The organism is Streptomyces sp. NPDC001393, from assembly GCF_053597455.1.
This window is the reverse complement of the sequence record NZ_JBSFIH010000018.1, coordinates 111,377-132,972: the sequence shown is the minus strand read 5'-3', so window position 1 is coordinate 132,972 and position 21,596 is coordinate 111,377. Positions and strand designations below refer to the sequence as shown.

Annotated in this window: 25 protein-coding genes; 13 read left to right on the top strand and 12 right to left on the bottom strand. The window is 73.2% G+C overall.

Annotated elements, in window-relative coordinates; translation table 11 throughout:
* Positions 1-73 precede the first annotated feature (73 nt).
* The 7 genes from ACWC2T_RS21165 to hypA all read left to right on the top strand — a co-directional run bounded on the left by ACWC2T_RS21165 (position 74) and on the right by hypA (position 4,968).
* Positions 74-1,162 (top strand): NADH-quinone oxidoreductase subunit B family protein, encoded by a 1,089-nt coding sequence (locus ACWC2T_RS21165; protein ID WP_450671876.1) that lies wholly within the window; start codon positions 74-76, stop codon positions 1,160-1,162.
* Between the two features lie 63 nt (positions 1,163-1,225).
* Complete coding sequence (locus ACWC2T_RS21160) at positions 1,226-3,019, top strand: nickel-dependent hydrogenase large subunit (protein WP_450671875.1); 1,794 nt, start codon at positions 1,226-1,228, stop codon at positions 3,017-3,019.
* Entirely contained in the window at positions 3,012-3,572 is a 561-nt protein-coding gene (locus ACWC2T_RS21155; RefSeq protein WP_450671874.1) for a NifU family protein, read from the top strand. Before ACWC2T_RS21160 ends, ACWC2T_RS21155 begins: the two co-directional genes overlap by 8 nt.
* Positions 3,569-4,165, top strand: coding sequence for a DUF5947 family protein (locus ACWC2T_RS21150; RefSeq protein WP_450671873.1), 597 nt, complete (start codon positions 3,569-3,571; stop codon positions 4,163-4,165). The genes ACWC2T_RS21155 and ACWC2T_RS21150 overlap by 4 nt, the downstream gene beginning before the upstream one ends.
* Positions 4,166-4,186: 21 nt before the next feature.
* Positions 4,187-4,393, top strand: coding sequence for a hypothetical protein (locus ACWC2T_RS21145; RefSeq protein WP_450671872.1), 207 nt, complete (start codon positions 4,187-4,189; stop codon positions 4,391-4,393).
* A gap of 11 nt (positions 4,394-4,404) precedes the next feature.
* On the top strand, positions 4,405-4,602 hold the full coding sequence (locus ACWC2T_RS21140) for a hypothetical protein (RefSeq protein ID WP_450671871.1): 198 nt from the start codon (positions 4,405-4,407) through the stop codon (positions 4,600-4,602).
* A 9-nt stretch (positions 4,603-4,611) separates the two neighbouring features.
* Positions 4,612-4,968 (top strand): hydrogenase maturation nickel metallochaperone HypA, encoded by a 357-nt coding sequence (gene hypA / locus ACWC2T_RS21135; protein ID WP_450671870.1) that lies wholly within the window; start codon positions 4,612-4,614, stop codon positions 4,966-4,968.
* A gap of 24 nt (positions 4,969-4,992) precedes the next feature.
* Here the strand turns inward: hypA and hypE are convergent, their stop codons facing one another.
* From hypE to ACWC2T_RS21090, 9 genes are all read right to left on the bottom strand, one after another.
* A complete protein-coding gene (hypE, locus tag ACWC2T_RS21130; protein ID WP_450671869.1) occupies positions 4,993-6,066 on the bottom strand; it encodes a hydrogenase expression/formation protein HypE in 1,074 nt (357 codons plus the stop codon).
* On the bottom strand, positions 6,059-7,237 hold the full coding sequence (gene hypD, locus ACWC2T_RS21125; RefSeq protein WP_450671868.1) for a hydrogenase formation protein HypD: 1,179 nt from the start codon (positions 7,235-7,237) through the stop codon (positions 6,059-6,061). The genes hypE and hypD overlap by 8 nt, the downstream gene beginning before the upstream one ends.
* Positions 7,234-7,524, bottom strand: coding sequence for a HypC/HybG/HupF family hydrogenase formation chaperone (locus tag ACWC2T_RS21120; protein WP_388764535.1), 291 nt, complete (start codon positions 7,522-7,524; stop codon positions 7,234-7,236). The genes hypD and ACWC2T_RS21120 overlap by 4 nt, the downstream gene beginning before the upstream one ends.
* 3 nt (positions 7,525-7,527) lie before the next feature.
* Positions 7,528-9,879, bottom strand: a complete 2,352-nt coding sequence (gene hypF / locus ACWC2T_RS21115) for a carbamoyltransferase HypF (RefSeq protein ID WP_450671867.1) — start codon at positions 9,877-9,879, stop codon at positions 7,528-7,530.
* The gene (gene hypB, locus ACWC2T_RS21110) at positions 9,876-10,598 is read right to left on the bottom strand and encodes a hydrogenase nickel incorporation protein HypB (protein ID WP_450671866.1); all 723 of its coding nucleotides are present in this window, start codon (positions 10,596-10,598) and stop codon (positions 9,876-9,878) included. Before hypB ends, hypF begins: the two co-directional genes overlap by 4 nt.
* A gap of 72 nt (positions 10,599-10,670) precedes the next feature.
* The gene (locus tag ACWC2T_RS21105; RefSeq protein WP_450671865.1) at positions 10,671-11,234 is read right to left on the bottom strand and encodes a hydrogenase maturation protease; all 564 of its coding nucleotides are present in this window, start codon (positions 11,232-11,234) and stop codon (positions 10,671-10,673) included.
* Positions 11,231-12,937, bottom strand: a complete 1,707-nt coding sequence (locus tag ACWC2T_RS21100) for an enoyl-CoA hydratase-related protein (protein ID WP_450671864.1) — start codon at positions 12,935-12,937, stop codon at positions 11,231-11,233. The genes ACWC2T_RS21105 and ACWC2T_RS21100 overlap by 4 nt, the downstream gene beginning before the upstream one ends.
* Positions 12,938-13,195: 258 nt before the next feature.
* On the bottom strand, positions 13,196-13,726 hold the full coding sequence (locus tag ACWC2T_RS21095; protein ID WP_450671863.1) for a hypothetical protein: 531 nt from the start codon (positions 13,724-13,726) through the stop codon (positions 13,196-13,198).
* A 326-nt stretch (positions 13,727-14,052) separates the two neighbouring features.
* Positions 14,053-14,790, bottom strand: a complete 738-nt coding sequence (locus ACWC2T_RS21090; RefSeq protein ID WP_450671862.1) for an MgtC/SapB family protein — start codon at positions 14,788-14,790, stop codon at positions 14,053-14,055.
* Between the two features lie 245 nt (positions 14,791-15,035).
* Between ACWC2T_RS21090 and ACWC2T_RS21085 the strand changes: the two genes are divergently transcribed.
* Both ACWC2T_RS21085 and ACWC2T_RS21080 read left to right on the top strand, forming a co-directional pair.
* Entirely contained in the window at positions 15,036-15,479 is a 444-nt protein-coding gene (locus ACWC2T_RS21085) for a DUF2267 domain-containing protein (protein ID WP_450671861.1), read from the top strand.
* Between the two features lie 64 nt (positions 15,480-15,543).
* A complete protein-coding gene (locus ACWC2T_RS21080) occupies positions 15,544-15,726 on the top strand; it encodes an ANTAR domain-containing protein (protein ID WP_450671860.1) in 183 nt (60 codons plus the stop codon).
* 62 nt (positions 15,727-15,788) lie between these two features.
* Here ACWC2T_RS21080 and ACWC2T_RS21075 read toward each other — a convergent pair whose 3' ends face one another.
* Positions 15,789-15,932: a hypothetical protein gene (locus tag ACWC2T_RS21075; protein ID WP_450671859.1), complete on the bottom strand. Its 144-nt coding sequence runs from the start codon at positions 15,930-15,932 to the stop codon at positions 15,789-15,791.
* Positions 15,933-16,268: 336 nt separating this feature from the next.
* Here ACWC2T_RS21075 and ACWC2T_RS21070 point away from each other — a divergent pair, with 336 nt between their 5' ends.
* Together ACWC2T_RS21070 and ACWC2T_RS21065 are read left to right on the top strand one after the other, a co-directional pair.
* The gene (locus tag ACWC2T_RS21070) at positions 16,269-16,943 is read left to right on the top strand and encodes a nitroreductase (protein WP_450671904.1); all 675 of its coding nucleotides are present in this window, start codon (positions 16,269-16,271) and stop codon (positions 16,941-16,943) included.
* A 102-nt stretch (positions 16,944-17,045) separates the two neighbouring features.
* On the top strand, positions 17,046-18,257 hold the full coding sequence (locus tag ACWC2T_RS21065) for an AI-2E family transporter (RefSeq protein ID WP_450671858.1): 1,212 nt from the start codon (positions 17,046-17,048) through the stop codon (positions 18,255-18,257).
* Positions 18,258-18,356: 99 nt separating this feature from the next.
* On the opposite strand, the gene ACWC2T_RS21060 is transcribed toward ACWC2T_RS21065, so the two are convergent.
* On the bottom strand, positions 18,357-18,914 hold the full coding sequence (locus ACWC2T_RS21060) for a TetR/AcrR family transcriptional regulator (protein WP_450671857.1): 558 nt from the start codon (positions 18,912-18,914) through the stop codon (positions 18,357-18,359).
* A 127-nt stretch (positions 18,915-19,041) separates the two neighbouring features.
* On the opposite strand from ACWC2T_RS21060, the gene ACWC2T_RS21055 reads away from it, so the two are divergent.
* A complete protein-coding gene (locus ACWC2T_RS21055; protein WP_450671856.1) occupies positions 19,042-20,199 on the top strand; it encodes an FAD-dependent monooxygenase in 1,158 nt (385 codons plus the stop codon).
* Positions 20,200-20,321: 122 nt separating this feature from the next.
* Here ACWC2T_RS21055 and ACWC2T_RS21050 read toward each other — a convergent pair whose 3' ends face one another.
* Positions 20,322-20,585 carry a hypothetical protein gene (locus tag ACWC2T_RS21050; RefSeq protein WP_450671855.1) on the bottom strand — a complete coding sequence of 88 codons (264 nt, stop codon included), beginning with the start codon at positions 20,583-20,585 and terminating at the stop codon, positions 20,322-20,324.
* A 341-nt stretch (positions 20,586-20,926) separates the two neighbouring features.
* Here ACWC2T_RS21050 and ACWC2T_RS21045 point away from each other — a divergent pair, with 341 nt between their 5' ends.
* Positions 20,927-21,562: a LysE family transporter gene (locus tag ACWC2T_RS21045; RefSeq protein WP_450671854.1), complete on the top strand. Its 636-nt coding sequence runs from the start codon at positions 20,927-20,929 to the stop codon at positions 21,560-21,562.
* The last annotated feature ends 34 nt before the right edge of the window (positions 21,563-21,596 follow it).

Sequence of the window (21,596 nt, the reverse complement as noted above, 5' to 3'; positions counted from 1 at the left end):
AGGCCCGGACCCGCGTGGCCCCGGCCGCCCCCCACGACCGACTCCGCAACCGGCAGCGACGGAGGCCACAGCGATGACCACACAGAGCGGTACCACCGATGTCCGCGGCGAGCCCGGCGGGGCCGCGGCGCGGAAGGGGTTCGACGAGATCACCATCCTCTGGATCTCGGAGGGCATGAGCTGCGACGGCGACACCGTGTCGCTGACCGCCGCCGGCCAGCCGTCCATCGAGGACGTCGTGCTGGGCCTCATCCCGGGCCTGCCGAAGGTCAACCTCGTCAACAAGGTGCTGTCACCGAGCCTGGGCGGCGAGGACTTCCTCGCTCCGTACCGTGCTGCGGCGCGGGGCGAGCTGGAGCCGTTCATCCTCGTCATCGAGGGTTCGGTCCCGAACCAGAACATCATCAAGGGCGACGGCTACTGGACGTCGTTCGGCAACGACCCGGACACCGGCGAGCCGCAGACCCTGAACTGGTGGATCGACCAGCTCGCGCCGAAGGCCTGGGCGGTGGTGGCCGCCGGGACCTGCGCCACGTTCGGCGGCATCCACGCCATGGCCGGCAACCCGACCGGCTGCATGGGCCTCGCGGACTACCTGGGCTGGGAGTTCAAGGCGCGGTCGGGGCTTCCGGTCGTCAATGTGCCCGGCTGTCCCATCCAGCCGGAGAACTTCATGGAGACCCTCGTCTGGGTCCTCCAGCACGCGGCAGGTGCCGCACCCCCGCCGCCGCTGGACCACATGCTGCGCCCGCAGTGGCTGTTCGGGAAGACCGTGCACGAGGGCTGCGACCGGGCCGCCTACTACGAGCAGGCCGATTTCGCGAAGGACTACAACTCCCCCAAGTGCCAGGTGAAGGTCGGCTGCTGGGGCCCGGTCGTCAACTGCAACGTGCCCAAGCGCGGCTGGATGGCCGGCATCGGCGGCTGCCCCAACGTCGGCGGCATCTGCATCGGCTGCACGATGCCCAGCTTCCCCGACGCGTTCATGCCGTTCATGGACGAACCCCCGGGCGGCACGCTGTCGACCATGCTCGTCAAGCCGTACGGCGCCGTCGTCCGCCGGCTGCGCGGCCTGACCAACGACGTGGTCAACCACGAGCCCAAGTGGCGCCACAACAAGCGCAAGCTGACCAGCGGCTACAACCCGCACTGGCGTGCCTGACGCCGCCCGTCCCCACCCCGCCACCGACCCGCCCGACCCGAACAGCGAGGGGCAGCACCGCAGATGACCACCACAGAGTCCCGGCCCACCGAACGCAAACCCGCCCAGATCGTCGACATGTCCTGGGATCCGATCACCCGGATCATCGGCAACCTGGGCATCTACACGAAGATCGACTTCGCCAACCGGGAAGTCGTCGAGTGCCACAGCACCTCGTCGCTCTTCCGCGGTTACTCGGTGTTCATGAAGGGCAAGGACCCGCGCGACGCCGGGTTCATCACCTCGCGGATCTGCGGCATCTGCGGCGACAACCACACCACCTGCTCCAACTACGCCCAGCAGATGGCCTACGGCGTCAAGCCGCCCAAGCTGGCCGAGCACATCACCAACCTCGGTGAGGCGGCGGAGTACATCTTCGACCACACGATCTTCCAGGACAACCTGGTCTTCGTGGACTTCTGCGAGGCGATGGTCAAGGCCACCAACCCCGGGGTCCTGGCCCGCGCCGAGCGCACCGACGCACCCCGCGGGGACGTCCACGGCTACCGGACCGTCGCCGACATCATGAAGGCCTTCAACCCCTTCGAGGGCGAGGTCTACAAGGAGGCTCTGAAGGTCAGCCGGATCACCCGGGAGATGTTCTGCCTGATGGAGGGGCGGCATGTGCACCCCTCCACGATGTACCCGGGCGGCGTCGGCACGATGCCGCAGCCGAACACCTTCACCGACTACCTCAGCCGCCTGATGCGCGTCATCGACTTCATCAAGAAGGCGGTGGCGATGAACGACGACGTCTTCGACTTCTTCTACGAGGCCCTGCCTGGCTACGAGGAGGTCGGCAAGCGCCGCATCCTGCTCGGCTGCTGGGGCGCCTTCCAGAACCCGGACGTCGTCGACTACCGCTACGCGACGATGAACGAGTGGGGCCGGGCGATGTACGTGACCCCAGGTGTCGTCGTGGACGGCAAGCTGGTCACCAACAACCTGATCGACATCAACCTCGGGCTGCGCATCATGCTGGGCAGCTCCTACTACGAGGACTGGGTGAACGAGGATCCGTTCGTCACCCACGACCCGCTCGGAAATCCCGTCGACATGCGGCACCCGTGGAACCAGACCACGGTCCCGGTGCCGCAGAAACGTGACTTCGACGGCAACTACAGCTGGGTGATGAGCCCGCGCTGGTACCACCCCGACACCGGTGAGCATCTCGCGCTCGACACCGGGGGCGGCCCGCTGGCCCGGCTGTGGTCGACCGCGCTCAGCGGCCTGGTCGACACGCCGTACGTCAAGGCGACCGGCGGCGGCATCCGCATCACCCTGCCCAAGGGCGAGAAGCTGCCGGAGCAGACCCTTGAGTGGCGCATCCCGAAGTGGAGCAACACCCTCGAACGGGACCGCGCCCGGCCGTACTTCATCGCCTACGCCGCCGCCATGGCCCTGCAGTTCCTGGAGGAGGCCATGGGGATGCTCAGGAGCGGCGACACGAAGGTCTTCGAGAACTTCGAGGTGCCCGACGAGTCGATCGGCTGCGGCTTCCACGAGGCGGTGCGCGGGGTCCTGTCCCACCATCTGGTGATCCGGGACAAGAAGATCGCCAACTACCACCCGTACCCGCCGACCCCGTGGAACGCCAGCCCCCGCGACAGCTACGGCACCCCGGGCCCGTACGAGGACGCCGTGCAGGGCCAGCCGATCTTCGAGGAGAACGGGCCCGACGACTTCAAGGGCGTCGACATCATGCGCACCGTGCGCAGCTTCGACCCCTGTCTGCCCTGTGGTGTGCACATGTACATGGGCAAGGGCAAGACCCTGACCACCGTGCACTCGCCCACCTACGGGGCCAACCATGGCTGACGCCGCCGTACGGCTCCCCGGCCCGGCGGTGGAGGCGCGGCTCGCCCGTCTCGACGAGGTGCTGGCCGGCCTGGAGTCCGCGCCCGGCCCGGCGCTCGAGGCGGTGCGGCTGCTGACCGAGGTGTACGGCGAGGCCCTCGCGCGGGTGCTGGACGACGCGGACGAGCGGCTGCGGGAGCGGCTCGCCGAGGACGAGCTGCTCGGGCATCTCCTGGTCCTGCACGACATCCACCCGGAGTCCCCGGAGCGCCGGGCGGCCCGCGCGGTGGAGAGGCTGCGGCCGGCGGTGCGCGAGCGCGGCGGTGACCTGGAGTGGGCCGGAGCCGACGGTGGGGTGGCGCGGGTGCGGCTGACCTCGGGCGGCGGGTGCGCTTCCGGATGCGGCGGTGGCTCCTCGGAGATCACCGAGGTGGTCCGGGACGCGGTGCTGGCCGTCGCTCCCGAGCTCACCTCGGTGGAGACGGTGCCGGGTACCGCCGGGCGGAAGGCAGCGCCCGCGTTCGTACCGCTGAGCACGATCAGGCGCCGGGCCGTGCCCGAGGAGGCTCGGTGAGGATGGACGGAGCGCTCGCGCGGGTCATCCGCTCCGCGGCCGACCGGGCGGCGACGGCCGAGGCCGAGGCCTGCGAGCTGTGCGCCGCCCGCCTGGCCGTCGAACACCCCCACCTGTACGACACGGGTGCCGCCGAGGTGCGGTGCGTGTGCGGCCCCTGCTCGGTGCTGTTCGCCGACGACGGGGCGGGCGAGGGCCGCTACCGGCTCGTGCCCCGGCGCCGGCTGCGGCTGCCGCCGGTCGACACGGCGGTGCTGGGCGTCCCGGTGGGTCTGGTGTTCTTCGTGCCGCGCTCCGACGGCACGGTCACCGCACAGGGGCCGAGCCCGGCCGGGGCCATGCGGTGGGAGGTGGACGCGGAGGCCTGGCAGCGGCTGGCCGCCACGGTTCCGCAGCTCGCCACCATGGCACCCGATGTGGAGGCGCTGCTGGTGAACACCGTGCGGGGCCTTGCGGAGCACTGGATCGTGCCGGTCGACGACTGCTACCGGATGGTCGCCCTGGTCCGCCGCGAGTGGCAGGGCCTCTCCGGTGGCGGGCGGGTCTGGCCGGCCGTAGAACAGTTCTTCAGGGAGCTGACTGAGCGGTCCTGAGGACCCGGAAGGAGAACCGACATGGGCAGCATCCGAGTGGGCCGCCCCCAGGCGAAGCCCGACACGCCCAGCCATGTGCGCGGGCTGCACCAGGGCAACATGGGCCCGTACAAGCACCAGCCCGGACACCACAAGGACGGCAGCTCCGACGCGCGCCGCTCCACCGGGATCCACTGGAAACGGCATGACGCCCTGGTGAAGGACATGCCGAACATCTCGCCGGGATGAGGGAGCAGAAAGTGACCGCACTCAACGTTGGCATGCGGAGAAGTACCCGGCGGGCCGGGATGTCGGGACGTCAGCTGCTCGCGGCACAGGCGGCGGTGGTCGGCAGCCTGGTCGCGGCCCTGTTCGTCAGGGAGCTGCCGGGCATCATGCGCGAGCTGCGTATCTACCGGATGACCGGTGGCCTGCGCGCGAACCGCCGCTACCCCTGATCCGCGGCCGTGCACGAGTTGTCGATCGCGACCGCGATCGTGGAACAGGCCGAGGAGATGGCCCGCGCGGACGGCGCCGGTGGTGTCTCGTCGGTGACGGTACGCGTGGGCGAGCTGGCGGGTGTGGTGCCGGACGCCCTGGACTTCGCCTTCGAGGTGGCCCGGCAGGGCACGGCGCTCGCCGAGGCCCGGCTGGTCGTCGAGCAGGTGACGGCGCACGCCTACTGTGCGCCGTGTGCCGCGGAGTTCGCGGTGGGCATGCCGCCGTTCTTCTGGTGCCCGCGCTGCGACCGGCCCTCGCAGGAGCTGCGCAGCGGGCGGGAGTTGGAGATCACGGGAGTGGAACCGGCCCCGGCCCCGCTCTGACGGCGGGACCGGGGGCGGGGGCGCTCAGCAGATGCGGGGCAACTGCTCCCCCAGCGGCAGGTCCACGACCCGGGTGCCGCCCAGTGCGGTGGCGACGACGACCATGCCGGGGTGCTCGGCGACGCACTCGCCGATGACGGCGGCGCCGGTGCCCTGCGGGTGTACCCGCATCGCCGCCAGGACGGCCTCCGCGTGTTGCGGGGACACGAAGGCGACCAGTCGGCCCTCGTTGGCTACGTACAGCGGGTCCAGACCGAGGAAGCCGCAGGCGTTCGCGACCTCGTCCGGGACCGGGATGGCCCGCTCGTGCAGCCGCACGCCGGTGCCGGAGGCGCGGGCGATCTCGTTCACGGACGCGCCGAGGCCGCCCCGGGTGGGGTCGCGCAGGACGTGGATGTCCCGGGTGACCGTCAGCATGGCCGCCACGAGGTCCGCCAGTGGCGCGGTGTCGGAGGCGATCTCGACGCCGAACTCCAGGCCCTCGCGCACGCTCATGACGGCCACGCCGTGCAGACCGATCGGGCCGCTGACGATCACGGCGTCACCCGGGCGGGCGCGCTGCGGGCGGATGTCGACGCCGTCGGGGACGAGGCCGACGCCGGCGGTCGTGACGTAGACGCCGTCGCCGTGCCCGGCCTCCACGACCTTGGTGTCGCCGGTGGCGACGGTGACGCCCGCGGCCTCGGCCGCCGAGCCGACGGCCCGCGCGACCCGGCTGACGACGTCGAGGGCCACGCCTTCCTCCAGCACGAAGGCCGTGGACAGATAGGCGGGCCGGGCGCCGCTCATCGCCAGGTCGTTCACCGTGCCGTTGACGGCGAGGTCGCCGAGGCTGCCGCCGGGGAAGAACAGCGGCCGTACGACGTAGGAGTCGGTGGAGAAGGCCAGCCGGGCGCCCCCCAGGTCCAGGACGGCCGAGTCGGTGAGCGCGGCCAGGGTGGGGTTGCCGTAGGCGGGGGCGAAGACCTGCTCGATCAGCTCGGCGGACAGGGCACCGCCTCCGCCGTGGCCCATGACGACGACCGGCTGGTCGCGCAGGGGGGCGGGGCAGGTCCAGTTCGCGGGGTCGACGGCCGCTTCGGTAGCCAGGTCAGCCAACGGGGTTCATCTCCTCGTGCGAGACCTGCGCGACATGCGAGACCTGCGGGACCTGCGGGATGGGCGGTCCCTGGGCCGCCGGGGTGTTCATCCGGCGGTACAGGTAGTAGGCCGCGCAGGCGCCCTCGCTGGAGACCATGGTGGCGCCGAGCGGGGTGCGCGGGGTGCAGGCCGTGCCGAAGGCCTCGCACTCGGTCGGCTTGATGAGCCCCTGCAGCACCTCCCCGGCGCGGCACACGGCGGGCTCCTCGGTGCGGATGCCGGTGACGTCGAAGCGGTGTTCGGCGTCGTAGGCGCGGTAGGCGTCGGACAGCCGCCAGCCGCTGGCGGGGATGCGTCCGATGCCGCGCCAGTTGCGGTCGGTCACCTCGAAGACCTCCTCCAGCATGCGCAGGGCCGCCGGGTTGCCCTGCTCACGCACGGCGCGCCGGTAGGCGTTCTCCACTCGGTGCTCGCCGCGCTCCAGCTGGTGGACGGCGCGGCGGATGCCCTCCAGGATGTCCAGCGGCTCGAAGCCGGTGACGACGATGGGCACCCGGTGCCGCTCGGCCAGTTCGGGGTACTCGGCCGTGCCCATGACGCTGCACACATGACCGGCTGCGAGGAAGCCCTGCACGCGGCATTCCGGTGCAGTCATGATGGCCTCGATCGCGGGTGGGACCCGCACGTGGGAGACCAGCAGGCTGAAGTTGGCGATGCCCAGGCGGTGGGCCTGGTGGACGGCCATGGCGTTGGCCGGGGCGGTCGTCTCGAAGCCGATGGCGAAGAACACGACCTGGCGGCCCGGGTTCCTGCGGGCGAGGTCGAGCGCGTCCAGCGGTGAGTACACCACGCGTACGTCGCCGCCCTCGCCCTTGACCCGGAACAGGTCCCGGTCGGTGCCGGGCACGCGCAGCATGTCGCCGAAGGAACAGAAGATCACCTCGGGCCGGGCGGCGATCTCCAGGGCCTTGTCGATGACGTCGAGCGGTGTGACGCACACCGGGCAGCCAGGGCCGTGGATCAACTCGACGTCCTCCGGCAGGAGTTGGTCGATGCCGTGGCGGATGATCGAGTGCGTCTGACCGCCGCAGACCTCCATCAGCGCCCAGGGCCGGGTGACCGTGGCGCGGATCTCGTCCAGCAGCCGGCGTGCCAGCTCGGGGTCGTTGAACTCGTCGATGTACTTCACCGGACCTCACTCCCGCTCTCCTGCCGGGCCGCCTGCTCCCAGGCGTCCCCGAACTCCTCCTCCAGCAGCCCCAGTTGCTCGAACAGCTCCAGGGACGCGCGGGCCGACTCCTCGTCCAGGCGCTGCAGGGCGAAGCCGACGTGGACGATGACGTACTCCCCCACCCCGATGTCGGGCAGGTACTCCAGGCACGCCTGTTTGCGCACTCCGCCGAAGTCGATCAGCCCGGTCAGGGGGTCGGCGCTCCGGTCGATGGACACGACCTTGCCGGGCACTGCCAGACACATGGGTCACTCCGTCCCGTGGGGGGTTGCTGTTCCCGCGACCATGAGCTGGCCGAGCGCCAGCCCTCCGTCGTTCGGGGGTACTTCGCCGTGCCGGAGCACCGAGAAGCCGTCCCCGGCCAGCAGCGCGGTGCACTCCTCCTCCAGCAGGCCGTTGGCGAAGACGCCTCCGGTGAGGGCGACCGTGGCCAGACCGGTTGCTGCGCGGGCACGGTGGCAGAGCTCGGCGACGGCCCGTGCGACACCCCGGTGGAAGCGGGCCGCGAGGACCGGTGCGGGGGTGCCGCGCCGTCGGTCCGCGAGCAGGGCCGCGAGCATCGGCGCGGGGTCGCAGGTGAGGACGCCCGCGCCGGTGACCGCGAAGGGGTAGGCCCCGGCGTCCACGTGCCATGCCTGCGCCGCCGCGGCCTCCAGTTCCATCGCGGCCTGCGCCTCGTATCCCGCCCGGTGACACAGACCGACCAGCGACGACACCGCGTCGAAGAGCCGGCCCATGCTGGAGGTCGGCACGCACGCCACCTGTCGGTCCAACTGGCGCTTGAGCGTGGCGAGTTCCGGGTCCGAGCAGGCGGCGACGCTCGGCAGGTCCGGTGCCCAGTCCAGCCCGGCCGCCCACAACCGGGCCAGCGCGAGCCGGCAGGGGTTGGCCACGCCGGCGTCTCCGCCGGGCAGCGGGGCAGGCATGAGGTGGGCGAAGCGCCGGCAGCCGGTGTAGTCGGCGAGCAGGACCTCTCCGCCCCACACGGTGCCGTCGTCGCCGTATCCGGTGCCGTCGAACGCGACTCCGATCACCTCAGTCGTGCCGTCCAGCCCGTGTTCGGCCATCGCGGAGGCGATGTGGGCGTGGTGGTGCTGGACCAGCCGCAGGGAGCCGTCCGCCAGTCGGGCGGCACGCCGGCGGGCCCGGCGGGTCGAGTGGTAGCCGGGGTGCCGGTCGGCCACGACCAGCGCCGGAGCGACGCCGGTCAGCCGGGCCAGGTGCCGCTCGGCGCGCTCGGCCGCCTCCAGCGTGGCCAGCTCGCCCATGTCGCCGATGTGCGGCCCGAACCACGCGTGGTCGCCCTCGCCCAGACACAGGACGTTCTTCAGGTCGCCTCCGACCGCGAGCGTGGGGCGGACCGGGACCGGGAGGCGCACCGGCCGCGGGACGTAACCGCGGGAACGCCTGAGGACCTGCTCGGTGCCGTCGGCGCGCACCCGCAGCAGGGAGTCGTCGCACGGCGAGGCGATGGGCCGGTCGTGGGCGAGCCAGGCGTCGGCCAGTCCGGCGAGCCGGGTCAGGGCCTCGGCGTCGTCGGTGACGATGGGTTCGCCGGAGCGGTTGCCGCTGGTCATCACCAGCACCCGCGGGCCGGGCGGATCGCCGGGCAGGCCGAACAGCAGCGTGTGCACCGGGGTGTAGGGCAGCATCACGCCCACGTGCGGGCTGCCCGGGCAGACCTGGGCGGCGAGGCGGAGGGCGCCCGGCGCGGTGCGCCTGTGAAGCAGGACGATGGGGCGGCGGGCGCCGGTCAGCGCGGCGCGTTCGGCTGCGGAGAGGACCGCGATCCGCTCGGCGGTGACGAGGTCGGCGCACATCACGGCGAAGGCCTTGCCGCCGCGTTCCTTGCGGTCGCGCAGGGCGGCCACGGCCCGCTCGTCGGTGGCGTCGCAGGCGAGGTGGTAGCCGCCGACGCCCTTGACGGCGACGATCCGCCCGGCGGCCAGCAGTGCCCGGGCCGTGGCGAGGGCGTGCGCGTCCCGCGCCGCGCGGAGGCCGCCGAGGGCCGGGACCAGGGTGAGCCGTGGCCCGCAGTCGGGGCAGGCGACGGGTTGGGCGTGGAAGCGCCGGTCGGCGGGGTCGCCGTACTCGTGGGCGCAGGAGGGGCACATCGGGAAGCCGGCCATGGTCGTGGCCGCCCGGTCGTAGGGCATCGCGGTGGCGATGGTGAAGCGGGGTCCGCAGTGGGTGCAGGTGACGAACGGGTGCCGGTGCCGTCGGTCGGCCGGATCGGCCAGTTCGCGCAGGCAGTCGGCGCAGGTCGCGGTGTCGGGCGGCAGCTGGGTGCGGCCGACGGCCCGCTCGGTGGAGCGGATGGTGAAGGGGCCGGTGTCGCCGGTGGCGGGCAGGTCCTCGCCGGCGATGCCGCTCACGGTGGCCAGGGGCGGCGGCTGCTGCGCCAGTTCGGCGCAGAAGCGGTCGACCTCGTCCGCCGGGCCCTCGACCTCGACGATCACGCCGTCGCCGGTGTTGCCGACGAATCCGGCGAGTCCCAGGCCCGCGGCCAGGCGGTGCACGTGCGGCCGGAAGCCGACCCCCTGCACGGTGCCGCGCACCGTGAGGCGGCGGCGGACCAGTCCGGTCGCGGGGGCCGTCATACGGCGGGGGCGGGCGCGGTGTGGTGGTGGCCGTGCGGATGCGGCGCGAGCGGTGGGCGGTGGAGCGTGCCGTCCCGGGCGGCCAGGGCGCGGTCCAGGAGGGTGCCGACACCGACGCCGGTGCGGGCGCAGGACCGTACGATCTCCACGCCCGGATTGACCCGGTGCACGTTGGCCCGGAAGGCGTTCTCGTCGAAGCCGGCCGGCTCGGTGAGATCCGTCTTGGTGATCACGACCAGATGGGCGGAGCCGAACGCGGTCGGGTACTTCAGCGGCTTGTCCTCGCCCTCGGTGACCGCCATCAGCACGACCCGCATGCTCTCGCCGAGGTCGTAGGCGGCCGGGCAGACGAGGTTGCCGACGTTCTCCACGAAGAGCACGGAGGTGTCCTCGGGCAGCCAGCCCGTCAGCCGGGCCCGCACCTGACGGGCCTCCAGGTGGCACAGGCCGTCGGTGAGCACCTGCTGGACGGGGGCGCCGGACCGGGCCAGCCGTACGGCGTCGTTCTCGGTGGCCAGGTCCGCGGTCAGCGCCGCCACCGGCACCTTCCGCTGCACCGCGCGGGCCAGGACCCGGCCGAGGAGTTCGGTCTTGCCGCTGCCGGGGCTGGACAGCAGGTTGACTACGGTCACGCCCTGCCGGGCGAGATCGCCGCGCAGCTGAGCGGCCAGGTCGTCGTTCTTCGCCAGGACGGCCTGCTTGACGTCGTACCGGCACATGGGCGCTGCTCCTCGGATGCGGCGTGGAGCCCGGGGCACGTCCCTGCGGACCGGGCTCCACCGATCTTCCGCTCAGCCGACCGCGGTGCCGGGCAGCGCAGCCGGGCAGGGGGGCCCGGATTCCACCGGGCGGCCCAACGGGGGCGCGGGCGCGCCGGGCTCGGCGAGGAGGGCCGGGATCAGCGTGTGCAGCGCGTCCACCGCCCGGCCGACGGCTTCCCGGACCGGTGTGCTCAGCTCCGGCAGGAGGTCGTCGTCGTCCGGCAGCAGTGCGGGCTCGCAGGCCAGGACGAGGACGCGGGGCAGGGGCTCGTCACCGAGGTGCGCGGCGAGGGCGAGCACCTTGGCGGGGTCCATGCCGTGGGCCTCGGGCACGACGCTGCCGTCGGGCGGTTCCGCCTCGATCAGGGAGAGGGTGCCCGGGTGGTGACCGCGCCGCGCGGTGTCCACCAGGACCGCGATGTCGTACCCGTCGAGCAGGTCGTAGGCAAGGTCCATGCCGCGGATGCCGTAGTCGTGGACCCGGACCTCGGGCGGCAGCGGACGCGGGCCGAGGGCGCGGATCACCTCGGGTCCGAAGGCGTCGTCGGCGAGGAAGATGTTGCCGACTCCGGCCACCAGCAGCCGCGGCGTCACCGGAGGTCTCCGGTGGGCGCGGTCAGGGGCCGGGGTGAACCGGAGGGTGTCTTGCGGACGAAGGCGGAGCGCAGGCTGTGGTAAGGCGCGGCGGGGTCGAAGAAGATGGCGTGCATACGGGCCAGTTCGGCCTCGCGGTAATCGGCGAGGGGGCGTTGGCTCCCGTCCGCGGCGCGGGCCGCCTTGGCGGCGATCCGGGCGCCCAGGAAGGGCGAGTTGGCGAGTTCGGCCGCCAGTTGCTCGACCTCGGCCGGGAAGTCGCCGGGCGCGGCCGGGACGAGCCGGTCCACGAGCCGCAGCCGCTCGGCGGCGGCAGCGCTGACGGGCAGGGCCTCGGTGGTCAGCCGACGGGCGTGTTCCGCTCCGACGCGGCGGGGCAGGGTGTACGTCCAGAACTCCGAGCCGTACAGGCCCATGCGCCGGTAGTGCGGGTTGAGGACGACACCGGTGCGGCACCACACCTCGTCGGCGGCGAGGGCGAGCATGGCGCCGCCGGCCGCCGCGTTGCCGGCGAGCGCTGCCACGACCAGCCGGTCGGTGGTGCGCAGTACGGCCTCGACCAGGTCGTCCATGGCGCCCAGGTTGATCCACGACTCCTGGGCCGGGTCGGCGGCCGCCTCGATGACGTTCAGGTGGATGCCGTTGGAGAAGAAGTCGCGGGCACCGCCGAGCACCAGGACGCGGGTGGGCCGCGAGAGCGCGTGCTCGTAGGCGGCGAGCAGCCGCCGGCACTGGTCGGTGCTCATCGCGCCGCCCGGGAAGGAGAAGCCCAGGAATCCGATGTCGCCGCGCTGCCGGTAGCGGATGTCGGTCCAGGTCCGCCGGTCGGGCGGCAGCTCCAACGGGACCGCGGCTTCCGGGAGTTCGAGGGAGGGCTCCCAGGCCGCGAGCACGGAGGCGGCGGGGCGGCGGAAGGGCGCGGGGTCGCCGGAGTTCCGGCGGGGGCGCAGTTCCGGGATCCAGACCGCGCCGTCGCGGGTGGCCCGGCAGACGGCTCCCGCACGGCGCGCGAGGAGTTCGCCGGGGCGGCCGCGCAGCCGGTCCTCGGGGTGCCCGCCGTGCAGGAAGACCTCCCGGCCGAGGAGTTCGTCCAGGACGCCCGGCTGCGAGTCGGCGCCGCGGAGCTTGCACAGAATGGTCTCGGTGTCGTCCTGCTCCCAGTCGATGCGCCGCCGCTGCTGCCGGAAGACGTCACGCCAGACCACGCTGACCGAGTCGTCGGTCTGCGGCCGGGGCTTGTAGGAGCCTTCGGCGTAGCGCCGTACGGCGGTGAGGGCGGCGGTGACGGCGGCGTCGGAGGCCTCGTTGCGGTACAGGTCGCTCTTGCCGACGGGCGGTACGGGGAACGGCTCCGCCGCCCAGATCGCACCCGCATCCATCGCCGCCTCGGCCTGCAGGACCGTCACGCCCCACTCCTGCGCCCCCTCGGCGATGGCCCAGTCCAGCGAGGACGGGCCGCGGTCGCCGGGCGGACCCGGATGCACGATCAGGCAGGTGTGTTCGCGCCACACGTCGTCGGGCAGCGCCGTCCTGAGCATCGGCGCGATGACCAGTTCGGGCCGCAGTTCCCGTACGGCGGCCCGGACCGGGTCGGTGCCCTGCGAGGCGAGGACGACGTCCACGCGGTGCCCGTGGTCCGTCAGTTCCGCGTACATGCGCTGGGTGAGGCTGTTGAACGCACTGGCGACGAGCAAAATGTCCATGACATGGCATGGTCGACCCTGACCGGGGCGCCGTGAAGAACCGCCGCGCCGTTTTGCCCGTCCAGGTCAGGTCTCTTCGTCCATCCGGATCGCATCGCGCAGATCCTCGTTCTCAATCAGCGCGAGGAGCAGCAAGGGGACCGCGGTCATGGACTCACCCGCGAGCAACCGGCCGCGTCCCGGAGGGCGCCGATCCCCTTGCGGGCCGGCGTACGACACCGGGACCGGCCGGCACCGGCTGTGAGGTGGGCCGGATGCTCAGGCCGCGAGGGTACGGCCCGGTCCGAGCCGGTCCAGGAGCTGGTCGAGGTGGAGCTCGGCCACGGGGGCGAGGAGGTCGGGGTGACGCAGTAGGGCGGCGGCGTGCCGGTCGGTGTCGTCCGGATCTAGCAGGCGCCGGAACTCGGCCATGGAGCCGGGGCCGTGCTCGCCCTCGGCGAGTGCCTCGACGGCCAGCGCGGCCAGTTCGGGATCGGTGAGCAGGCCGGCCGCCCAGCTGGCCACGACCTCGTCCACCCAGGTCCGCCAGGCCCAGTCGTCGTCCGGGCCCTCCTCGCCGGTGCGCTCGGCGCCCGTGATCCAGTCCAGCCGGGCGGTGCCGCCGGGGCCGGCCATCGTGACCAGCGCCGCGTCGATCTCGGTCGGGTAGCGCAGCCACGCGGCGACGGTCACCGCCTGCCGGGCCTGCGCCTCGCACAGCGCGCGGGCCAGCGCGCCGCCGCTCGGCGGATAGGCGACCGTCAGCCGGCGCGCCGTCGCTGCGATGAGGGGGGACAGATCAGTGAGCACAGCCGGGCCGTCCGGGAGGCGAAGGGGAAAAGAGGCTCGACGCAACGGTAGCCCGGCACCGAGCATGACCGGGAGAGAGCGCGAACCAGGACATATGTGGTATCGCCCACGTGGGCCCGCCTCCGCGGCACGGCCCCGCCGCCCTTCGGCCGCGTGCGGTGCCGGCCCGGAGCCGGGGTGTCCGGCTGCCCCAGGAGGTGCCGCCGTGGGATGTCGTGCTGCTGGGCGGCCGCACCCCGGCTCACCCGTCTGGTCTGCGGGGCCTCGGGGTGGCGCGGCCGGGCGGCCGTACTCCCTGTTCCTCTTCCTCCTGGTCGGCGTTCGTCCTATTCGTCGTCCGCGGCGGCGCTCACCTCGACGTCGAGCACGCCCTCGTCCTGGAACAGCTCCGAGGCCAGCGCCGTCGGATCCGCGGCGCCCTCCAGGTGCAGCAGGACGCGGGCCGCGTCGTCCGCGCGGCCGGGCAGCCGCTCGACCTTGACCTGCACGATCCGGAAGCCGCGCCGGGTGCAGGCCTCCATCAGCCGCGGCAGCAGCGCCGACCCCGTGCGGTAGGTCAGGCGGGCCTCGAAGGCGGCGGCGGACGTGCCGGGGACCAGCCGGGAGGTGACGAGCGGATAGCCGCGCACCACCAGGAAGTGCAGGGCCGTCACGGCCAGCGCGAGGATGGGCAGCCCGCCGCCGCAGGCCATGCCGACCGCGCAGGTCAGCCAGATGGTGGCGGCCGTCGTCAGGCCCCGTACCGCATCCCGCCGTACGAAGATCAGGCCGCCGCCGATGAAGCCGATGCCGGAGACGATCTGGGCCGCGACACGTGAGGGGTCGAAGGAGACGTTCTGCAGCCCGAGCACCGCGGTGAACCCGTGCTGGGACACCTCCATCATCAGCGCGCTGGCGACACCGACCAGCGTGTGCGTGCGCAGTCCGGCGCTCTTCTGCTGCGCCGCCCGCTCCCAGCCGATCAGGCTGGACAGCAGCAACGCCAGCGCCAGCTCGGCCAGCTGCCGCACTCCCTGGCCGTTGTGGACGTCCCACAACGGCGCCGCCAGCCCCGCTCCCGCCATGCACACCTCGCAGTCGGCTCCGCCGGCGTCCGGCGTCGTTCGATGGTCGCCGCCCACGCCTACCCCGCGACGCGGCCGCGACTCCACCGGTCCGGGTACCGGCGGCGGCGACCGGGGTACTCGGCCGGGGCCGCGGAAGGCCCGGCCGGACCCGGTGACGGCGCCGCCGGCCGGGGGCCACGGCGGCCGCCCGCGGCCGGGGAGACATCGCACCGCCAGGACTACGTGAGGAAGGGACCGGCCTCATGCGGCACGACGAGATGATCGGAAAAGTGCAGGCACTGGCACAACTGCCGGACCGGGGTTCGGCCGAACGGGCCGCGCACGCCGTCGTGAGCACGCTGTCGGAGCGGCTGCCGTCCGGGCTGGCCCGGCATGTGGCCGCACAGCTGCCACCGGACATGGCGGCGGCGATGCGGGAGGCGGCCGACGCGTCTGCCGCCGCCGACTCCGGCGTGGCGGGCGAGCGGTTCGGGCTGACCGTCTTCGCCGGACGCATCGCCGACCGGGCGGGCACCGACGAGGACACAGCCCTGCGGGAGGCCGCCGCCGTGATGGAAGTGCTCGACGCGGCCCTGGCACCGGAGCTGACCGAGCGGATGGCCGGCGCCCTGCCCGCGGACATCCGTGACCTGCTGCCGGTGGGACGGGCGGCCGAGAGCGCCGGTCGCGCCGGCCGGGAAGGCTGACAGCGTGCCGCCAGGGCCGGAATCCGGCACGCTGGGGGCAAGCCAGGCCGGGGCACGGACGGGCATGCCCGCGGCCCGGCCCGTGCGACGTGACGGCACCGAGCACAGCTTCCTCGACCAGGCCATCGGAGCCGTGGTCATCCTCGGACAGATCGCCCCGGAAGAGGCCTGGCGGGCGCTGCGGGACGTCTCCCAGCGCACCAACACCAAGCTGTGCAAGGGACACGACGGACCGGTGAGCGCCTGACGGCGAAGGGCAGGGAGCGCCTGACGGCGACGGACGGTGAGAGCCTGCCGATCACAGCTTTGTCAGCGGCGGCCCGGCTTCATACGACGGTGCCGGTGCGGCCTGGTCTGACGGGCCGTCGGCGGATGCAGGATCCAACGGTCCTCGACCTGGTCGAGACCGAAGAGCAGGATGGTGAGGACGGGGAGCAGCAGTACGGCGATCATGATCACTGGAGGATCCCCTCTGCCGGCGACACTCCCCGGGTGCCCCACCCCGGCCGGGCCACCCGCGGCGGTTGTGAAGGTCCTGTGAGCGCCGTCTGCGGGCGCCAGTCGCCACCGGAGATCTGTTGCGCAAGAGCGCAGATGGGGCCGCCGTGTCGAGCGGGCGTCCGGAGGGGGACATGTGGAGGCCGGGCTCAGCGGGGTGAACCGATGTCGATCGCGGGTGAGCACGGCCCGGGGCCGTACCTGTGGCGGGTGCGGCGGGGCACTGTCACATCCGCCGGCCGGCTTCCGTCAGTACGGCGGAAGTGCGGAGCGGGCCTGGAGGGCATGCGGGTGGATGTGTACGAGGCGGTGGTGAGCCGGCGGGCGGTGCGGGCCTTCACGGAGGAACCGGTCCCGCGTGCGGCGCTGGAGCGGGTCCTGACCGCCGCCGCCCGCTCACCCTCGGGCGGCAACCTCCAGCCGTGGCACATCCACGTGCTCACCGGTGCCCCGCTGGCCGAGTTGAAGAAGCGCACCGCCGAGCGCGCCGCGGCCGGTGATCCCGGGGACGAGCGGCAGTACCGGATGTATCCGCCGGAGCCGACGTCTCCGTACCGGGAGCGGCGGTCCGCGGCGGCCGCCCGGCGTTTCGGGGCGCTCGGGATCCGGCGCGGGGACGCGGAGGCCCGCCGCGCGGCCGTCGCCGCGAACTGGCGCTGCTTCGGAGCCCCGTGTCTCCTGCTGTGCTCCATCGACCGCGAGATGGGCGCGGCGCAGTGGGCGGACCTCGGAATGTACCTGCAGACGGTGATGCTGCTGCGCGCCGAAGGCCTGCACAGCTGTGCGCAGATGGCCTGGTCGGTGTATCACCGGACGGTCGCGGAGGTGGTGTCGCCTCCGCCGGAGCTGATCCTGTTCGCGGGCCTGTCGATCGGTTTCGAGGATCCGTCGGCGCCGTTCGCCCGCATCGACCGGGCACCGCTCGGGGAGACCGTCACGTTCCTGGGCGACGCCCAGGACGCCTGAAGGGACGACGATCCGGCCGCGAAACGCCCCCGTCCGGGCGAAACCGCGCGCGGGCGCGTTCCGCGCGCCCCTCTCGCGACGCGCGCTTACGGTTCTTAACAAGTGACCGACCGTCATCAGGGTGACGGAGAGGAGCCGGAAGCGGTGGTGGGCGATGCGCGTCGGCGGGCGGCCGGGCCGGACGGCCGGCGCCGCAGGGGGCGGGTCCTGGGCAGCCGGCCGGCGTACACCGTGCGGCTCCCGGCCGTCCCGCGCACCGAGCCGGTGCCGGTGGCCGAGCGGACGGTGCCGTGGCTGCGGGTCGGGGCGGCCTACGCCTGGCGGCTCATCCTCGTCGGAATCGTCGTCTACGGCGTCTTCAGCATCCTCGGCAGCTTCCAGCTCATCGCCGTGGCCGTGTTCCTCGCGCTGGTCGTCACCACCGTCCTGCGTCCGCTCACGGACCTGCTCAACCGGTTCCTGCCACGGCCGCTGTGCGTCGCCGTGGCGCTGGTGGGCAGCATCCTGTTCCTGCTGGCCCTGCTCGCCCTGGTGGGCAACGCGGTGGCGGGTGAGTCGGCCAGGCTGACCGGTGAGTTCCGCGGTGGCGTGCACCGCATCGAGCAGTGGCTCCAGCGGCCGCCGTTCCGGCTGAGTCGCAGCCGGCTGTCCGAGCTGGAGAACCAGGTGACGCGCTATCTGTCCGCGCACCGGTCCAGCCTGCTCAGCCGTGCCGTCAGCGGGCTGAGCCGGGTGGTCGAGCTGGTCACCGGGGGCGCGCTCGCCCTGTTCGCCTCGGTGTTCTTCATCCACTCCGGCGAACGCCTGTGGCGCTGGATCCGCGACCAGTTGCTGCCGGTGGGTGCCCGTCCGGCGTGGGACCGGGCGGGGTGGGCGGCCTGGCGGGCCTTCGCCGGGTACACCCGCGGCATCATCATCGTGGCCGCCACCAACGCCGTGCTCGTCGGTATCGCGCTGCTCGTGCTGCGGGTGCCGCTCGCGCTGCCGCTGACGCTGCTGGAGTTCTTCGCCGCGTTCGTGCCACTCGTGGGCTCGCCGGTCGCGCTCGGTGTCGCCACCATCGTCGCGCTGGCCGGGCGGGGGCCGCTGACGGCGCTGGCCGTGCTGGCGCTGATCGTGGTGATCGGCCAGCTGGAGGGACATGTGCTGCACCCGCTGGTGATGAGCTGGGCGGTACGGCTGCATCCGCTCGTCGTCGCGGTGTCGGTGATCGCCGGCAGCATCATCGCCGGGGTGATCGGTGCCGTGGTGGCGGTGCCGCTGGTGTCGGTGGTCTGGGCGGTGCTGCGTGCGCTGCGTGCGGTGCCGCCGTGAACACCGGCCGCCATGTGTGGGTCCCCTCTGTGGGTCTCCTCGTCCGAAGCAGAGAGCGCCGCCGTCGTCGTACCGACGCGGACGCCGCCGTCGTACCGCTCAGCGCAGGGCCGCCGTCACCAGGCCGTGGATCTCCTCCTCCGACACGCTGCCGCCGTTCACCAGCCGGTCGAAGACCAGGCCGTCCACGCAGGTCAGCAGTGTGACCGTGCGCTCCGCCGGGTCGGGCACGCCCTGTGCGGCGAGAAAGTCGCACAGCGCCTGCCGCGCCAGGTTCTCGCGGGGCACCAGAATCTCGCGCAGTTCGGGGTGACGGGCGCTCTCGACGGCGCACGCGTAGCGCGCCAGGGAGCGTCTGCGCCCCTCCCCCGTGAGCCTCGCCGCCGTGAACGCGACGAGTCCGAGGACCACTTCGCCTGCGGTCCGAGGCAGTGGTGTCCTCGCCCCGATGTCCTGCAGCTCGGCCTGGTCGAGTGCCACCAGGCGCCGGACCAGCGCGGTGAGCAGGGCCTGGCGGGTGCGGTAGTAGGCGGACGTGGTGCCGGGTGGCAGCTGTGCCGCCCGGTCCACCGCGCGATGGGTCAGCCCCCGCATGCCGGCATCGGCGAGGACGGCGATCGCCGCGTCGGCGAGGAGAGTACGACGGTCTGTGGACACCCTCACTTTCTACACCCCCGCTTCTACAGCTGTAGAGCACCGCTGTAAGGTCTGCGACAGGGGCTTCTACATCTGTAGAAAACATCCGTAGAAACCCAACGCGAACCGAGGTCGAAAGGGGTCCGGCATGGGCGGCACGGCGGTGGTGGTCGGGGGTGGCATCGGCGGGCTGGCGGCGGCGCTCGGCCTGCGCCGCATCGGCTGGGACGTACGGGTCGTGGAGCGGTCCGGCACCCTCGCCGACGCGGGCGCGGGCATCTCGCTGCACGCCAACGGCCTGCGCGCCCTGGACGCCCTCGGCGTCGGCGCGGCCGTGCGCGCGGCGGCACGCCCGCAGTACACCGGCGGCACCCGCACCCCCGAGGGCCGCTGGCTGGCGCGAATGGACGGTGCTGCCCTGGAACGCGCACTGGGCACGCCGATCGTCGGCATCCGGCGCGCGGTCCTGCACCGCCTGCTGCGCGAAGCGCTGCCGGCCGAGAGCCTGCTCATCGGCGTCAGCGTCCCTACCCTGGACCGCTCGGTCCCCGACCGGGTGGGAGTGCCGGCCGGGGACGGGGGTCTGGACGCCGACCTGGTCGTCGCGGCCGACGGAGTGGGCAGCCGGCTGCGCGGACTGCTGTTCCCCGATCATCCCGGCCCGGTGTACGCCGGCTCGACGGTCCTGCGGGCCGTGACGGACCGGCCGCTGGACCTGCGCACCGACTTCGAACTGACCTGGGGCCAGGGCGCGGAGTTCGGGCACATCGGCTTCCGCGACGGCCGGGCCGAGTGGCACGCCGTGCTCACCGCTCCGCGCGGAGTCCGCCACGCCGACCCGCTCGGCATGCTGCGCCGGCGCTTCGGCGGCTGGCACGACCCGATCCCGGCCCTCCTGGACGCGACCCGGCCGCAGGCAGTGCTCCACCACGACATCCACGAACTGGTCACGCCCCTGCGGTCGTTCGTCGCGGGCCGGGTGGTGCTCCTCGGCGACGCCGCGCACGCCATGACGCCGAATCTCGGCCAGGGCGCCTGCCAGGCCCTGGAGGACGCGGCCACGCTGGCCGCCGCGCTGGCCACGCAGCCCTCGGTCGCCTCGGCACTGGCCCGCTACGACGCCGAGCGCCGCCCGCGCGCGCAGGCGGTCGCCCGGGCGGCCCGGCAGGCGGGCCGGATGGGCCAGCGGCTGTCCCGTCCGACGGCCGTGGCCCTGCGCAACACCGCGCTGCGGCTCATCCCGTCCCGGGTGGCGCTACGGGCGATCCTCCGACACGCCGACTGGACCCCACCCAGCCTCGGCTGACCTGCCTCGCCGCTCGCTCGGTCCTGGAAGCCTCCGTGAATTCGCCACGTACGGCGCCCTGTTCGCCCGGGCTCACCGGCGGGCCGGCCGGCTCGTCGTCTCCGGCACCTGGCGGGGCCCGGTCACCGCACGGCGGCGTCGGCCAGAACCGCGCCGATGTCCGCCGTGACCTTCGGATCCGCCGTGCCGGTGGTGAGGCCGAGAAGGAAGGAGGTGCGCTCGCCGTCGACCGTGACCAGCGTCATCTGCAGATGCGCCGCGTCGGTCAGCTGCCTGTCCTTGGCCGGGGCGTGCTTCCAGCCCTCCGGCACGGCGTAGGACAGGCCGGCCCGGGTGTCCGTGACCCGTGGTCGGCCCGCGTCCAGCGGACGGCCGGCACAGCGCACGCGAGGACCCGGAGCCCCGCCACCAGCCCGGTCACCAGGCGGCGCCGCGAGCGGGGTGGTGTGGGCTGCGCTGCGGGGTACACCGTGCCCCGGGAACCGTGCGGTGTCCTGCTGTGGGGCCTGGCCTGCGCTGACCGGTCGTCACGCCGGCCTCCGTCCCGCCGCGGCAGGGGTGCGACTGCGGCTGCCACCGCCGAAAAGGAGTTGTCCGGGTCGCCGCACTGCCGTCACGATCTGCGTATGACCTCGCTGACCGCCGTCCTGCCGCTGGCCGCCGCCGACCGATCGGTGAGCGGCCGACAGCAGCGCGACCGACGACGGAGGACCGCGCCCGCGCACGCATGACCGCGGCACTGGTCGCGGGGCTCCTCGCGGGCTACGGCATCGCCGTTCCCGTGGGGGCCGTCGGGACGTATCTGGTGGCGTTGACCGCGCGGACCTCGTTGCGGATCGGCGCGTGCGCGGCGCTGGGCGTGGCGACGGCGGACGGCCTCTACGCGCTGATCGCCGTGATCGGAGACTCCGCGCTGACGCACGCCGTCGAGCCGATCGTGCACCCCCTGCGCTGGGTCGCCGGCGCGGTGCTCGTCGTACTGGCGGTGCGCGGCGCGGCAACGGCGATCATCCACTTCCGGACGCCTGAGGAGTCCTCCCGGACCGAGGGGACTCCCCTCAGCCCCGCCCGGGCCTTCCTGGGTCTGTGGGGCGTCACGATGATGAACCCCCTCACCGTGATCTACTTCGCGGCTCTGGTGCTGGGCAGCCAGGCCTCGGCGGTACCGGACCAGCTCGAACGGGCCGTGTTCGTCCTGGCCGCCTTCGCGGCTTCGGCCAGTTGGCAACTGCTCCTGGCCGGCGGCGGAGCCCTGCTCGGCCGCCTGCTGACCGGCAGCCGGGGCCGACTCGGCACGGCCCTGGCGTCCAGCGCCGTGATGACGACCGTGGCCCTTCGCATGCTCTTCGTGCACGGCCACTAGACCAGGGGAAGTGACCGCGGGTTGATGCGTACGG